Annotated in this window: 17 protein-coding genes and 1 pseudogene; 10 read left to right on the top strand and 8 right to left on the bottom strand. The window is 62.7% G+C overall.

All coding sequences use genetic code 11. The features are described from left to right. Positions 1–3 precede the first annotated feature (3 nt). A complete protein-coding gene (locus tag V5735_RS02495; RefSeq protein WP_423744919.1) occupies positions 4–1,515 on the top strand; it encodes a DUF790 family protein in 1,512 nt (503 codons plus the stop codon). A gap of 14 nt (positions 1,516–1,529) precedes the next feature. On the opposite strand, the gene V5735_RS02490 is transcribed toward V5735_RS02495, so the two are convergent. Beyond that, positions 1,530–2,063, bottom strand: coding sequence for a DUF7122 family protein (locus tag V5735_RS02490; protein WP_423744918.1), 534 nt, complete (start codon positions 2,061–2,063; stop codon positions 1,530–1,532). After that, complete coding sequence (locus V5735_RS02485) at positions 2,060–2,965, bottom strand: RsmB/NOP family class I SAM-dependent RNA methyltransferase (protein ID WP_423744917.1); 906 nt, start codon at positions 2,963–2,965, stop codon at positions 2,060–2,062. Before V5735_RS02485 ends, V5735_RS02490 begins: the two co-directional genes overlap by 4 nt. A gap of 95 nt (positions 2,966–3,060) precedes the next feature. Between V5735_RS02485 and V5735_RS02480 the strand changes: the two genes are divergently transcribed. After that, complete coding sequence (locus V5735_RS02480) at positions 3,061–3,807, top strand: proteasome assembly chaperone family protein (protein ID WP_423744916.1); 747 nt, start codon at positions 3,061–3,063, stop codon at positions 3,805–3,807. Between the two features lie 343 nt (positions 3,808–4,150). Next, complete coding sequence (locus tag V5735_RS02475; RefSeq protein ID WP_423744915.1) at positions 4,151–4,327, top strand: hypothetical protein; 177 nt, start codon at positions 4,151–4,153, stop codon at positions 4,325–4,327. A gap of 97 nt (positions 4,328–4,424) precedes the next feature. Here the strand turns inward: V5735_RS02475 and V5735_RS02470 are convergent, their stop codons facing one another. Continuing rightward, complete coding sequence (locus tag V5735_RS02470) at positions 4,425–5,174, bottom strand: peptidoglycan DD-metalloendopeptidase family protein (protein WP_423744914.1); 750 nt, start codon at positions 5,172–5,174, stop codon at positions 4,425–4,427. A gap of 178 nt (positions 5,175–5,352) precedes the next feature. Between V5735_RS02470 and V5735_RS02465 the strand changes: the two genes are divergently transcribed. The 4 genes from V5735_RS02465 to V5735_RS02450 all read left to right on the top strand — a co-directional run bounded on the left by V5735_RS02465 (position 5,353) and on the right by V5735_RS02450 (position 8,118). Further along, positions 5,353–5,502, top strand: a complete 150-nt coding sequence (locus V5735_RS02465) for a hypothetical protein (protein WP_423744913.1) — start codon at positions 5,353–5,355, stop codon at positions 5,500–5,502. 44 nt (positions 5,503–5,546) lie between these two features. Next, positions 5,547–6,668 carry a pyridoxal phosphate-dependent aminotransferase gene (locus tag V5735_RS02460; RefSeq protein ID WP_423744912.1) on the top strand — a complete coding sequence of 374 codons (1,122 nt, stop codon included), beginning with the start codon at positions 5,547–5,549 and terminating at the stop codon, positions 6,666–6,668. Positions 6,669–6,727: 59 nt separating this feature from the next. Further along, a complete protein-coding gene (locus V5735_RS02455) occupies positions 6,728–7,579 on the top strand; it encodes a UbiA family prenyltransferase (protein WP_423744911.1) in 852 nt (283 codons plus the stop codon). Positions 7,580–7,686: 107 nt separating this feature from the next. Further along, entirely contained in the window at positions 7,687–8,118 is a 432-nt protein-coding gene (locus V5735_RS02450; protein ID WP_423744910.1) for an NUDIX hydrolase, read from the top strand. A 73-nt stretch (positions 8,119–8,191) separates the two neighbouring features. Here V5735_RS02450 and V5735_RS02445 read toward each other — a convergent pair whose 3' ends face one another. The 4 genes and pseudogenes from V5735_RS02445 to V5735_RS02430 all read right to left on the bottom strand — a co-directional run bounded on the left by V5735_RS02445 (position 8,192) and on the right by V5735_RS02430 (position 10,019). Beyond that, on the bottom strand, positions 8,192–8,947 hold the full coding sequence (locus V5735_RS02445; RefSeq protein ID WP_423744909.1) for a hypothetical protein: 756 nt from the start codon (positions 8,945–8,947) through the stop codon (positions 8,192–8,194). 148 nt (positions 8,948–9,095) lie between these two features. Continuing rightward, positions 9,096–9,419: a hypothetical protein gene (locus V5735_RS02440; protein ID WP_423744908.1), complete on the bottom strand. Its 324-nt coding sequence runs from the start codon at positions 9,417–9,419 to the stop codon at positions 9,096–9,098. Between the two features lie 239 nt (positions 9,420–9,658). Then, a pseudogene (locus tag V5735_RS02435) lies at positions 9,659–9,861 on the bottom strand (IS5/IS1182 family transposase); the annotation flags it as partial. Then, entirely contained in the window at positions 9,771–10,019 is a 249-nt protein-coding gene (locus tag V5735_RS02430; RefSeq protein ID WP_423746054.1) for a hypothetical protein, read from the bottom strand. The gene V5735_RS02430 and the pseudogene V5735_RS02435, both read right to left, overlap by 91 nt. A 9-nt stretch (positions 10,020–10,028) precedes the next feature. Between V5735_RS02430 and V5735_RS02425 the strand changes: the two genes are divergently transcribed. After that, entirely contained in the window at positions 10,029–10,949 is a 921-nt protein-coding gene (locus V5735_RS02425; RefSeq protein ID WP_423744907.1) for an alpha/beta fold hydrolase, read from the top strand. A 27-nt stretch (positions 10,950–10,976) separates the two neighbouring features. On the opposite strand, the gene V5735_RS02420 is transcribed toward V5735_RS02425, so the two are convergent. Continuing rightward, entirely contained in the window at positions 10,977–11,456 is a 480-nt protein-coding gene (locus V5735_RS02420) for a protein-tyrosine phosphatase family protein (protein WP_423744906.1), read from the bottom strand. A gap of 156 nt (positions 11,457–11,612) precedes the next feature. On the opposite strand from V5735_RS02420, the gene V5735_RS02415 reads away from it, so the two are divergent. Next, positions 11,613–11,987, top strand: coding sequence for a CBS domain-containing protein (locus V5735_RS02415; RefSeq protein WP_423744905.1), 375 nt, complete (start codon positions 11,613–11,615; stop codon positions 11,985–11,987). Between the two features lie 112 nt (positions 11,988–12,099). After that, the gene (locus tag V5735_RS02410; protein WP_423744904.1) at positions 12,100–12,564 is read left to right on the top strand and encodes a DUF5804 family protein; all 465 of its coding nucleotides are present in this window, start codon (positions 12,100–12,102) and stop codon (positions 12,562–12,564) included. Positions 12,565–12,668 lie beyond the last annotated feature (104 nt).

Here is a 12,668-nt window from a genome sequence, read left to right as displayed (position 1 = left end):
GCCGTGCTTACCAAAGACCTGCTCCGGGTGTCCCGCGCCGGGGGAGGCTATCATCCGCGGTTCGCCGGTCGTGAACAGCGACCGCTCGCCGCACGCATCCTCGGCACGTATCAGGGGCACGTCGGCGAACCGTACGGTCGGCTTCGGTCCGCGCTTTCGGACCTCGAAACCGACGCGCCCGACTTCAAACTCGTTCGCGGGTTCGCCAAACTCCTGGACCGGGAAGCGACGTTCGAGACGTCGGCGGTCGTGCCCCCCGAACGCGCCCGAAGCGTCGCCTTCGAAGCGGCCGAAGCCGTGAGCGTGGTCACCGAGGAGGAGCGGGAAACCGCACTCCGACGTGCGGCAGAGCGCCTCGGTTCGACGCCGGACGACGTGGCCGATTCGTTGTACGCCGACCTCGAAGAGCGCCAACTGCTGGTCGCGTTCGACTCCCGCTGGGACCCGGACGAACTCGTCTCCCAGTACAACCTGTCGCTCGCCCAAACCGCGCTGTTCGACGCGACGGAACTCCGGGTACGAAGTTCGGACCCCCGGGCGCTCGTTTCGGCCGTCAAACGGCTTCGATTGATGTACGAAATCCACGAGACGGACGCCGGACGTGAAGTCGTCGTCACCGGCCCGGACGCGCTCTTTCGCTCGACGCGGCGCTACGGGACGCGGTTCGCCCGACTACTCCGGACCGTAGTCAAAGCCGAGGACTGGCGACTCGCGGCGACCATCGACGACCGCGGAACCGAACGCCAACTGGTGCTCACCGACGACGACCCGGTTCGACCGCCGGGGACGGAACCCATCGCGGACGTATCGTTCGACAGCGAGGTGGAACGGGAGTTCGCCACCCGGTTCGAGGCGCTCGATTTGGACTGGGACCTCGTGCGCGAACCCGAACCGCTGGCGGCCGGTGCGCGAGTGATGATTCCCGACTTCGCCTTCGACTACCGACACGCCGACTTCCGGGTGTTCTTCGAAATCATGGGCTTCTGGACGCCCGAGTACGTCGAAAAGAAGCTCTCGCAACTGGACGCCGTGGACGACGTGCAACTGCTCGTCGCGGTGGACGAGAGCCTCGGCGTCGGCGAGGAGATAGCCGCCCGCGACCATCGCGCGATTCCGTACACCGGGTCGATTCGTCTCAAGGACGTCCGCGACGCGCTCCGCCGATACGAGGACGAACTGGTCGCGGAAAGCGCCGCGGCGCTCCCCGACGAACTCGTCCCGGACGCGGACGTGATTTCGCTCGCCGACCTCGCCACGGCGCACGGCGTGAGTGAGGACGCGTTGGAGGACGCGACGTTTCCGGACCATCGACGCGTCGGGAGAACGCTAGTACGTCCCGCCGTGCTCGCCGACCTCGACGCGGAAATCGAGGACGGGATGGCCTACTCGACGGCGAAATCCGTCCTCGAAGACCGCGGAATCGAAGACGACAGCGCGCTCCTCTCCGAACTCGGTTACGCCGTCGAGTGGGAGGGTTTGAGCGGCGGCGTGATTCGAACACGGGCCGAAGAATAGAACGTTCGCCCGTTTCAGAGGTCACGCTGTCGTCCGCCGGGAACGAGCGACTGGAGTTCGCCGTGAAGGAACAGTCCGACGCCGAGCGGTTCGATTTCGCCCGCGATTTCGTGCGCGGCGATGAGGTAACCCCAGTCGCCCTCCCACTCGATTTCTTGGTCCTCGCCGCGGGCGAAGCGACGGGCCTGCTCGCCGTCGAGTTCGACGACGTTCTTCGTCGCGCGCCGACCGAACCGCTGTACCGCGTTCGTCGTCGGCTTCCAGTGTCGCTGTCGCGTACGCAGGAACGTCATCCCGAGCGCTTCGATGTGGACGGGCGACTCCAAGTCGCCGTCGAGTATCCAGATTTTACCTTTCCCCTTCTCCCAGAAGGAGGCCCCCTCGAACGCCTCCGGCGGAATCCCGAACCGGTCGTCCCACCAGTCGAGGACTTCCTCCCTGCTCGCGCGTCCCGACACCTTGCGGTCGCCCTCGGTGGCCGGGAGGCGGTCGAACCGCTGGCCGTCGTTCGTCGCCAGTTCCGCCCCGTCGTCTCCGTTTTCGCTCATTGGCCCACCTCCAGTTTCGCGCAGAAGAACCCGCCCGTGTCGTTGTGGTGCGGATAGAACCGTTTCGCCTTCCGGATGCTCTCGTCGAACTCGTCGCCGTTCCACTCCGTGAGGCCGGGTTCGGACCGCAGGCCGATGTCGTACTCGACCAGTCGGCAGTCCTCGCGCGCCAGGACGTAATCGAGAACCGCCTCGTTCTCCTCGGGCGCGAACGTGCAGGTGGAGTACACCACGGTTCCGCCTTTCCGCGTGGCCTGCACCGCACGGCGAAGGATGCCCTTCTGGACGCCCGCGACGCCCTCGATGTGGTCCAATCCCCAATCGTCCAGCGCGGTCGGGTTCTTTCGAACCGTCCCCTCACAGGAACACGGCACGTCCACCAGCGCCGCGTCGAACGCGGAGAGGCCGAACGGCTTGAGCGAGAAGTTCCGGGCGTCCTGATTCGTCACCGCGGCGCAGGTGACGCCGAGCCGTTCGGTGTTGAACCGGAGCGCGGACAGGCGACCGAGGTTGCTGTCGTTCGCCACGACGAGTCCCGTATCGTCCATCAGCGCGGCGAGTTGCGTCGTCTTGCTTCCCGGCGCGGCACAGGAGTCGAGCACGCGCTCGCCCGGTTCCGGGTCGAGGACGAACGCCGGAATCGAGGAGACCTCCTCCTGTCCGTGCGTCCAGCCGTGAAACGAGGGCCACGTGTTGCCGGGTTTCCCCTCGATTTCCAGCACGTTCTCGTTCCACCCGCGCGGCGTCCACTCCACGTTCGCCTCGTCGAACGCCCGTGTCACCTGCTCTCGGGTCGCTTTGATGCGGTTTACTCGGACGACCGAGGGTAGCGGGCGCTCACACGCCGCGCGAAACGCCTCGAAATCGTCGAGTATCGGTTCGTAGCGCTCCAGTGGGTCCATTGCTCGGCTATGCGGGCGAGAGGTGTTTGTGGGTTTCGAAGCCGCGTTCGCTCTCCGTCCTCGTTTTTAAGGTGAATCCGCCCGAATGGGCCGGTATGACGAACATCGCCGTGGTCGCGGACGACATCGAACTCGACGCACCGACGCTGGTCGAAGGGCTCCCCGGACTGGGGTTGGTCGGCAAAATCGCCACCGACCACCTCATCGAGCAGTTCGACATGACCTACTACGCGGCGGTGGACTGCGAGGGTATCCCCCAAATCGCCGTGTACGAGGGCGGCGACCGGGACCTGCTCCCGCCGGTCCGGTTCTACGCCGACGAGGAGCGTGACCTGCTCGCGTTGCGAAGCGACGTCCCGATTTCGTCCGAGGCAGCGCCCCAGTTCGCGCGGTGTGTCACCTCGTGGGTCGATTCACACGACGCGACCCCGCTCTACCTGAGCGGCCTTCCCCACCAGAAACAGGCCGGTGAGGTCCCCGAACTCTACGGCGCCGCGACCGGCGACCTCGGACAGTTGCTCGACGAACACGACATCGGCTCCCCGTCCGAAACCGGCGCTATCAGCGGCCCGACCGGCGCGCTCCTCCACCGCGCCAGCAGGAGCGACGTCGGCGCTATCGGCCTCATCGTCGAGTCCGACCCGCGGTTCCCCGACCCCGAGGCGGCCCGCATCCTCCTCAAGGACGCCATCGACCCCATCGCCGGAATCGACGTGAACACGGACGAGTTGGTCGAGAGCGCCGAGGAAATCCGCGAGCAGAAAGAGCAGTTCGCCCAGCGAATGCAGGAAACCGAGGAGGCCGAAAGTTCGCAGGCGAAGCCGCTCAGGATGTTCCAATAGCACCTTTTTCCGCGGTCGGGAGGCGATTTTCGCGCTATTTTGCGCGAAAATCGCCCTGCCTCCCTGGAAAAATCTGCACCAAAAACCTCCTCCCTCGCTTCGTTCCACTCCGCTCGGTCGTCGGCCCGGAAAATCGGAGATTTTCCGGTGTCTCAAAATCGCGGGGCGATTTTGATGGCTCGAAAGACCGCAGGTCTTTCGGTGGGTGAGCTAGCGACTGGCGGTTGTGACGGTTGCTGATTTCCGGCGGTCGTGTAAATTCGGTTTGGGCGGTTGTGTCGCTGGCAGATAGAACTGAAGAGTTATATTCCTCCGAAGAAGTTATCCAAAATACACGGTTCGAATGAGCAACGTAATCCTGCGGTTGTACGGCCACGCGGCCCTGTTTGCAGGCGTCGTCGGGGTCGGATTCGCGGTGATGGTATTGGCACTCAATCCGACCAAGCTCGTGACGTGGGGTGCTGGATTGGTCTGTCTTCTGTTGGTCGTTCTCGGCGTCCAAACGATACAGGCGGCTTAGGTCACTGGCGAATTGTTGTGCTTCTCGTTTTCGGTATCGTCGCTGACGCTGGGTGGTTTCGGGGAAAAATTCGTCGATAGTGGACCGGCGGAGTCGTTCAGATTCCGCTGTAATCCTTCGGAATCGCGGTTCCGGCGGTGACGTTCTCGCCGTCGGAACCGGGAATTGACGCGTGGCCGCTACTGGTCTCGATTTCGAAGTGAAGGTGCGGGCCGGTCGAATTTCCGTCCTCGCCCATGCCGCCGATGTAGTCTCCCTGGCTCACCGTCTGGCCGTCCGAGATGGCGGTGCTGTTGAGGTGGCCGTACTCGGACTGGTAGCCGCCGCCGTGGTTGATGTAGATGTACGTTCCGTAGCCGCCGGGGTCTTCGGCCGTGTAGGCCGTCCCGCCGTGGGCGGCGTAAATCGGTTCGCCGATGTTGCCGTTGGCTCCGATGTCCACGCCGTAGTGGTAGCCGCCGTCGCGTGGGCCGTAGGGCGACGTGATGTACCCCGTAATCGGCCACACGAAGTCCGAACCGCTGCCGCCTCCGGATGTCGATTGGAGGTACCGCTCGACGGACCAGCCCCAGACGTTCCGGTCGAGCCAGTGGACGCCCCACCACGTGTAGCCGCCCTTGTCCGTCGGACCGTTCATGATTTCGCCGACCTCGCCGTCGTTCACCGTGGCGACGATTGGCTGGTCGGTTCCGGGTTGTTCGCGCGTGTTCAGCGCCGTGGTCGCCGCGATCCGTTCGCCGTCGGTGAACGCGCTCGCCGAACCGCTCAGTGCCGCCGTTCCGGTGAGAGCCGTCGCGGTGGTACCGAGGGACTTCAGAATCGACCGCCGTCCGAATTTGCGTGACATAATCCTAGCAACACGGTGCACAAAATTAAATTTTACTAATAACGATACAGATAATATGTTTCTCTATGGAGCCCGGTGTATTCGAGCTTTGGAACTCCCCCACCGCTCCCGTTTCCCGTCTCGTCTGACGCGAACTGCAACCACGAGGCTTTTGCGTGCGAATCGTCTTCCCCCACTCATGAGCGATACGGATGACGTAGATTTGGACCAGTTCTTCCGCGACGTGGACAAGGTGTACAGCGAGTACGACAACGGCTACATGGACGCGGACGCGGCCCTCTCGGTCATCGAAGACCATCTCGAAGCGCTCCGCACACAGGTCGAGTAACCGAAGCGAAGAATTATCCTCCCCCGTTACGTGGTCTCGGGCGTATGACCGGCTTTTCGGATAGGGTTGAGCACGTATCGATAAGCGGCATTCGGAAGGTGTTCGAAGCGGCGGGCGAGGACGCTATCAATCTCGGACTCGGGCAACCGGACTTCCCGACACCGGACCACGCTCGGAAGGCGGCGCTCGAAGCCATCGAATCGGGGGCGACGGACGCCTACACGTCGAACAAGGGAATTTCCCAACTTCGTGAGGCCATCAGCGCGAAACACGAACGGGACAACGACCTCGTGGTCCCGCAGGAGAACATCATCGCCACGGCGGGCGGGAGCGAGGCGCTCCACATCGCCCTCGAAGCGCACGTCGGCGCGGGCGAGGAGGTCATCTTCCCCGACCCCGGCTTCGTCGCCTACGACGCCCTGACGCACATCGCTGGCGGGACGCCGAAACCGGTCCCGCTCCGCGAGGACTTGACCCTCGACCCCGCGACGGTCGAGGAGAACATCACCGACGACACCGCGGCCTTCGTCGTCAACAGTCCCGGCAACCCGACCGGCGCGGTGTCGAGCGAGGAGGACATGCGCGAGTTCGCCCGCATCGCGGACGAACACGACGTGCTCTGCATCTCGGACGAGGTGTACGAACACATCGTCTTCGACGGCGAACACTACTCGCCGATGCAGTTCGCCGAGACGGACAACGTGGTCGTGGTCAACGCCTGCTCGAAGACCTACTCGATGACCGGGTGGCGACTCGGCTGGATCGTCGGAAGCGAGCGCCGAATCGAGCGCATGCTTCGCGTTCACCAGTACGTGCAGGCCTGTGCGAGTGCCCCCGCGCAGTTCGCGGCGTTGGGCGCGCTCACCGGGCCACAGGACCCCGTTGACGAAATGGTCGCCGCCTTCGAGGAGCGCCGCGACGTGCTTCTCGACGGGTTGTCCGACATCGGCCTCGAAACGCCGACGCCACAAGGTGCGTTCTACGCCATGCCGAAAGTCCCCGAGGGATTCGTGGACGAGGTGCTCGACCGCGGCGCGGTCATCGTCCCCGGCGAAGCCTTCGGCGAGCACGGCGAGGGCTACGCCCGAATCTCCTACGCGACGAACGTCGAGGAACTCGAAGCCGCGCTCGAAATCATGGGCGAGGCGGCGGACGCGGTTCGCTGAATTTTTCCGATTTCTCCCGGCCTGAGACTTTATCATCGCGGGCGTTGTGAATCGATTCGATGCCTATTTCGCGCCACGGTTCCGGCGTGGTCCCCGCAGCACGTGCAGTCGCATCGCAGGTGCATCCGGTGTTCATGCTCCCGCCCGTCGCCGCCTCGTGGTTCGGCAGCATGCTGGCCGGACACTTCTCGCTGGTGACGGGACTCTTGCACATGACCGCCATCTTCGCGGCCGTCTACACGGCCCACGTCAAGGACGGCTACGTGGATTTCTACCTCCGTGGCGAGGACGACGACCACCCGATTACCGAGCGCGGTTGTAAACTCCTGCTCGCCGCGGCGGGTGCACTGTTCGCGGCGTGTCTCGCGGGACTCTGGCTCACCGTCGGCGTCGGCGCGGTCCTCGTCACGCTCCCCACGTGGTTCATCGGTTACCTCCACGCGCCGCAACTCGACACGAACCCCGTCACGACGACGACGGGCTATCCGCTCGGTATCGCGCTCTCCATCCTCGGCGGCTACTACGTTCAGACGGGAACGCTCTCGCCCGTCGCGCTGGCGTTCGCGCTCGTCTTCCTCGTCCTCCTCTCGGGCGTGAAGGTCATCGACGACGCGCAGGATTACGAGTACGACCGCTCCATCTCGAAGCGAACCGTCGCGGTCGTCCTCGGCAGAAATCGCGCCCGGACCGCGGCCTACGGACTCATTCTGACCGCGCTCCTCTGCGTCCTCGGGCTCTCTGTGACGCGGGTGTTTCCGCCGAGTTCCGCCCTCGCGGTGCTGGCCTTCGGCGTCGTGGCCGGTATCGCGTACCGGAGCGGACCGGAACTCGCCACGATGTTGCTCATCCGTGGCTCCTACGTCTTCCTCGCGCTGTTGCTGACGGCAGTGTGGTTTCGCCCGCTCTCGTGAGGTTCGGACCGGACGGTCGAAACGACGCCGAGTTCGACGCGACGCCGAATCGGACACCTGACTGAAGTAACGCTTACACGCCCGCTTCCCGTTTTGTAACCGTACCCGTGACCGACCGACCAGTAACTGAAGACAAAGCCTACGCCTATATCACTCGCAGCGGTGCCCAGCCCCGTCAACTGCTCGTGTTCGAACACGCCGACGAGGACGCGGGCGTGCAGGTACCGAAAGGAACCATCGAGGACGGAGAGGACCCCCGCGAAGCCGTCGTCCGAGAGGTGCGAGAGGAGAGTGGATTGACCGAGTTCGCCTCCATCCGACCGCTTTCGACCGACGTCTGGGACCACCACGAGAAGCCGAAAGCGTATCGTCGCCACTTCTTCCACCTCGTCGTAGACGTGGAGTGCGACGAGTGGCGTCACACGGTCACCGGCAACGGCGAGGACAACGGCGTCGTCTACAGCTACTTTTGGGTTCATCCCGGCGCGTGTTCGCTCGCGCGGGACATGGACGACTACATCGGGCGAATTTCGGATTGATTACCCTGTTGAAACTATCTTCTTTCGACATCTACCATAGTAGAACTACTGCTCACTACACGTGTAAAACCAATCAAATTTCAATCGGTATGTTCGACCGTGGAAGAATCACCCGATCGTAGAGAACAAAATAGGTAACCGTGGTGAAAAGATACAGTCCACCTGTCAACAGGGGCGGCCAGTTCAGAATGAAGATTGAAAACACGGCCCAGAACCCGCCCAACACAACACCACCCAGCGAAACGACGTGCAGTCCCTCTTTCGACTGAACTTGCAGGTCGGTCCCAGTCATCAGCCGAATGCCAATCATTCCGACCGTGAGAGACGCCCATGTGAGGATCGGGAGCCCGACCACCGTCCAGACGGTTGCTGGTAACTGCCGGGATGAGCTAGTGAGTGTTGCCCAACCGACCAAACCAAGTGCGGCCCATCCAATACTCCGCAGGAGTTCTTCACGGAGTATCAACCGGACTCGTGGATGCTGTAGGAACTCACGGAGTGGGTTCTCTGTTTCGGCCGACTCTCCGTTCAGTGCTCGTCTTCCCTCCGGTGAGAGCGGCCACTCCGACTCCGGATGATTGATATAATACAGGGTCAAGGAGTCGGCAAACGTTTCTGTTGCGACAATCTCGCGTTCCTCCAGTTCGTCCAACCGGTTGCGGACGGTGACCTTCGAGACGTCTGGTTTGATCCGCTGTCGGATTTGCTGTAGTGAAAAGAACGGTCGATCGATCTGGTGCATCGTCTCGATGACGTGCCGTTCTGTGAGCTTTGTATTCACCCTCCTATCTTCCGGCAACTGCTTAGAGATCCACGGAGGAAGTGACATTTATTGTCTACGAATTGTTGGAGGAGTATGAACGCGTCGGATTGTAGGTTATCGCTTTTCAGAGGTTGCAGACAGGCTAGCTGCTGCCCCATGTTCACCAGACGGTCCTGTTGGTCATTCTCCTGGACGCGCTGTCCCCAATAGGAGACTACGCCGCCATTTTGGCGTCGATGTCGCTTGGTCTCACAAACCAGTACCAGAGAATAGTGATAACGGTCACCGCGACGTACACGGCAGTCACCCACAGAGCAGAATACCCACCTGCTGTGACGAGGTACACTGCACCGACACCGCCAAGCGTGGTTCCGAAAAGGAGGCTCATCGATAGACCGACCGGCGTCTGAACTTGCAACTCCGCGGACGTCACAGCACGAATGCCGATCGCACCCGTCGTCAGCAACGCCCACGTGAGCGCCGGCAATCCAAAAACCGTCAGAGCCGTCGCGTCCAACCACGCTACCTCTGAAATCACGAGTGGCCATCCAACAATTCCGAGACCGACCCACGCGATACTTCGTAACAATTCCTCTCGTATGATGCGCCGTCGTTGTGGCTTCATATCTACAGGTCAATCGAGGATCCCTGCTCGTAAAGCAGCGGTGAGAATTTTGCGTCCAGATGGGGGGATTTTCCACCCGAAAAACGAACTTTGCGTCCGCAAAGGAGGGAACCGAGGATTTTCGCTGAGCGCTCTTTCGGCCGTACTGACCATTAGATAGCTCGGTCGAGATTGTGGACGGTACACGCAAGGGCGAGTTCACGAAACCGCTTCACCGGCGTCGTGAACGGACGAGCGCACCGTATTTTCGCTTGAGTCGAGAGTTCACCGTCTTGCTCTGGCTCCGCTGACCGTAGCGTTCAGTATCCAATCGAGCGTTCCACGATTTCTGTAGCGAGGAGAACTCACGGTGTTTGTGCCGTCGAATTTCCGAACCGGGTGCGGGTCGTAGTTCGGCGCGTCGAAGTCGAACCACCGCGTCACGAGCGAGAGTTTCTGGCCGTTCAGGTACAACTGGCTCGGCTGAACCGCCGTCAAGGGGAGGGTGAACGAATCGGGTCCGGGGGAGACCATCACGACCGTATGTCAACGCTTATCCACGAAAATACCGTGGGTGAACGCATGCCCGAACTGACCCACGACGAGGCTATCGTCAACGGCGTCCGTCTCCACTACGTCGAGGCCGGAGACGGACCGCTCGTCCTCCTCCTCCACGGCTTTCCCGAGTTCTGGTACTCGTGGCGCGAGCAGATTCCGGCGCTCGCCGCGGACGGCTATCGCGTCGTCGCGCCCGACATGCGCGGCTACAACGATTCGGAGAAACCGCACGGCGTCGATGCGTACCGGACCGACGAGTTGGTCGCCGACGTGACCGGCCTCATCGACCACTTCGGGGAGGAGACTGCTCACGTCGTCGGACACGACTGGGGCGGTGCCATCGCGTGGCAGGTCGGTATCGACCGCCCCGAGCGCGTGGACAAACTCGCCGTCCTGAACGCGCCCCATCCGGGTCGATTCCGAGAGGCGCTTCGAACGCCGTCGCAACTCCGACGGTCGTGGTACATGTTCTTCTTCCAACTGCCGTGGCTTCCCGAACTGTTCCTGTCTGCCCGCGGGTACGAGTCCATCGAGAACATCTTCACGGACACCCCGACGAATCCGGATGCGTTCACCGATGACGACGTTCGGCGCTACGTCGAAGCCGCCGCGAAACCGGGGGCGTTGACCGGCTCCATCAACTACTATCGGGCGCTGTTCCGGCAGAGCGTTCCGACCCGGCTTCGGTCCCTCGTCGGCGGGTCGAACGACTCGTTGGACGTGCGAGTGCCGACCATGCTGATTTGGGGGACGGAGGATTTCGCCCTCGGAAACGAACTGACCGAGGGGCTGGACCGGTGGATTCCCGACCTCCGAATCGAGCGACTGCCGGGTGCCAGCCACTGGGTACAAAACGACAGACCGGAGCGAGTGAGCGACCTGCTGGTCGAGTTCTTCGCGGAGTAGCGCGAGAGCTCATCGGAATCCGACGACCTACGTTTTCGCCGCGAGGTACGTCACCGCCAACTCGTGGAGGGCCGGATTCGGCATCGCGTGCGGCCGAACGTCCTGCACGATGGCGAGCGCGTCGTGAAATTCCCTGTCTTCCTCGGCGGCGAGCGTGGCCGCGATGAGCGTACTGCTCCGCGAAACCCCCGCCGTGCAGTGGACGAGGAGGGACCCGTCCCTGCGAAAGAGCCGCCGCGCGGTGTCCACGGCCGCTTCGAACGCGCGCCACTCGTTTCCCGCTCCGTCGATGAGAGGATGGTGGTGCGTGGTGAGCGGGTGTTTCTCCGTCGACGCCGAGAGGACGTACTCGAACGTCCGGTCGTGTCGGTCGGGACGTGCCGCCGATTCGTTCCCGATGAACAGTTCTCGCGCGCCGATACGCCGAACCACCGGCTCGTCGGCCACGTATCCCAGCGGTCGGACGAAAACGTCCGGCCGACCGTCCGCATCGAGTTCGTCCGGCATTTCCACAGGGTCGTCGAATACGATAGTTCAACCTTTCGATTTTTCGACTGCTCTGGTTGAAGAACGAAATGGGTAGCGACGAATTGTCAGTGAATTCCGTTTTGAATCGACTCGAACCGGGAAAAGAACAATATCCCTCCGGTTCGTCTACGTGGTATGAGTACCAACGACAGAACTCGTGTGAAGGACATGATGTCCACTCCGTTGAAAACCATCCCGTCGGACGCGACGGTTTCCGAAGCCGCGGCGGTAATGCGCGACAACGAAATCAGCGCCCTCGTCGTGACGACTTCGCCGAGGGCGATAATCAGCAGTTCCGACGTGTTGAACGTCGCCGCTGACGGGTCGGACCCGACGGAGGTGCGGGTCGGCGACGTGATGACGGAGGACGTCGAAACCGTCACCCCCGACCTCTACATGGAAGAAGTCGCCGCGATGATGACCACCTTCGACATCAAACACCTCCCCGTCGTGGACGAGGAGTACGTGGGAATGGTCTCGTCGACGGACGTCGCCGCCCTCCTCTCCTGATGGTGACGGTCTGTCCGGCCCGCGAGTCGGACGGTGTCGCACGAACGGTGACGACGGGTCGGTCGCCGCTGCAAGACGAAATCGCTTTACTTTGCCGCTCCCACCGGAAACTGTGACCCGCGTCCTGCTCGTCGGTTCGGATGAAGTCGAGTTGCGCGCCGAACTGTTCTCCCGTGAGACGGCGCGCGACGCGCTCGCCACCTACCAACTCCGCGAACCGTACGGTAACTGCCTCGAACTCGAAACCATCAGCGTCGGCTCCGCGACGTCGCTCTTGAACGACCTGAACTGGTATCTGGTTCGGTTCGTGGACGAAGCGCTCGTCCTCGACCCGAGCGTGAGCGACGAGGAGTGGCTCTCCCGAAAGCTCGCGGCACGGGTTCGCGACCGCGAGGTGGAAGCCGCCGAGACGGACCCGCTGCTCAAGGTGTACGGCGTGGTGGACGGGGAGTTCGGCGCGAAACTCGTGGAACCGATGTACGTCGCCCGAACCGTCGATGGCGTCCCGGAGTACGACCTGCGCGACGTGGACGACACGCTGGTCGTCCGCGTGACGGAAGACGAGTTCCGAGCGTAGACGGGAACGGGGAAGAAGTCGGACGAAGACGGACGACGCGAATTCGGACGAAATCCCTCCCGACAGTTCCGGCACAACCCTTTTCCACGTTCTCGGCGAGGGGG

It is taken from the genome of Haladaptatus sp. SPP-AMP-3 (genome assembly GCF_049568665.1).
Lineage (GTDB): Archaea > Halobacteriota > Halobacteria > Halobacteriales > Haladaptataceae > Haladaptatus > Haladaptatus paucihalophilus.
This window is presented reverse-complemented; position numbering and strand designations above follow the sequence as displayed.

What these genes read in the sequence shown, in the direction of transcription:
- V5735_RS02485 (WP_423744917.1), bottom strand. Translation starts at nt 2,965, where the DNA reads ATGGACCCACTGGAGCGCTACGAACCGATACTCGACGATTTCGAGGCG.
- V5735_RS02430 (WP_423746054.1), bottom strand. Translation starts at nt 10,019, where the DNA reads ATGGTCTCCCCCGGACCCGATTCGTTCACCCTCCCCTTGACGGCGGTT.
- V5735_RS02415 (WP_423744905.1), top strand. Translation starts at nt 11,613, where the DNA reads ATGAGTACCAACGACAGAACTCGTGTGAAGGACATGATGTCCACTCCG.
- V5735_RS02425 (WP_423744907.1), top strand. Translation starts at nt 10,029, where the DNA reads ATGTCAACGCTTATCCACGAAAATACCGTGGGTGAACGCATGCCCGAA.
- V5735_RS02480 (WP_423744916.1), top strand. Translation starts at nt 3,061, where the DNA reads ATGACGAACATCGCCGTGGTCGCGGACGACATCGAACTCGACGCACCG.
- V5735_RS02475 (WP_423744915.1), top strand. Translation starts at nt 4,151, where the DNA reads ATGAGCAACGTAATCCTGCGGTTGTACGGCCACGCGGCCCTGTTTGCA.
- V5735_RS02445 (WP_423744909.1), bottom strand. Translation starts at nt 8,947, where the DNA reads ATGTCACTTCCTCCGTGGATCTCTAAGCAGTTGCCGGAAGATAGGAGG.
- V5735_RS02420 (WP_423744906.1), bottom strand. Translation starts at nt 11,456, where the DNA reads ATGCCGGACGAACTCGATGCGGACGGTCGGCCGGACGTTTTCGTCCGA.
- V5735_RS02455 (WP_423744911.1), top strand. Translation starts at nt 6,728, where the DNA reads ATGCCTATTTCGCGCCACGGTTCCGGCGTGGTCCCCGCAGCACGTGCA.
- V5735_RS02470 (WP_423744914.1), bottom strand. Translation starts at nt 5,174, where the DNA reads ATGTCACGCAAATTCGGACGGCGGTCGATTCTGAAGTCCCTCGGTACC.
- V5735_RS02465 (WP_423744913.1), top strand. Translation starts at nt 5,353, where the DNA reads ATGAGCGATACGGATGACGTAGATTTGGACCAGTTCTTCCGCGACGTG.
- V5735_RS02490 (WP_423744918.1), bottom strand. Translation starts at nt 2,063, where the DNA reads ATGAGCGAAAACGGAGACGACGGGGCGGAACTGGCGACGAACGACGGC.
- V5735_RS02460 (WP_423744912.1), top strand. Translation starts at nt 5,547, where the DNA reads ATGACCGGCTTTTCGGATAGGGTTGAGCACGTATCGATAAGCGGCATT.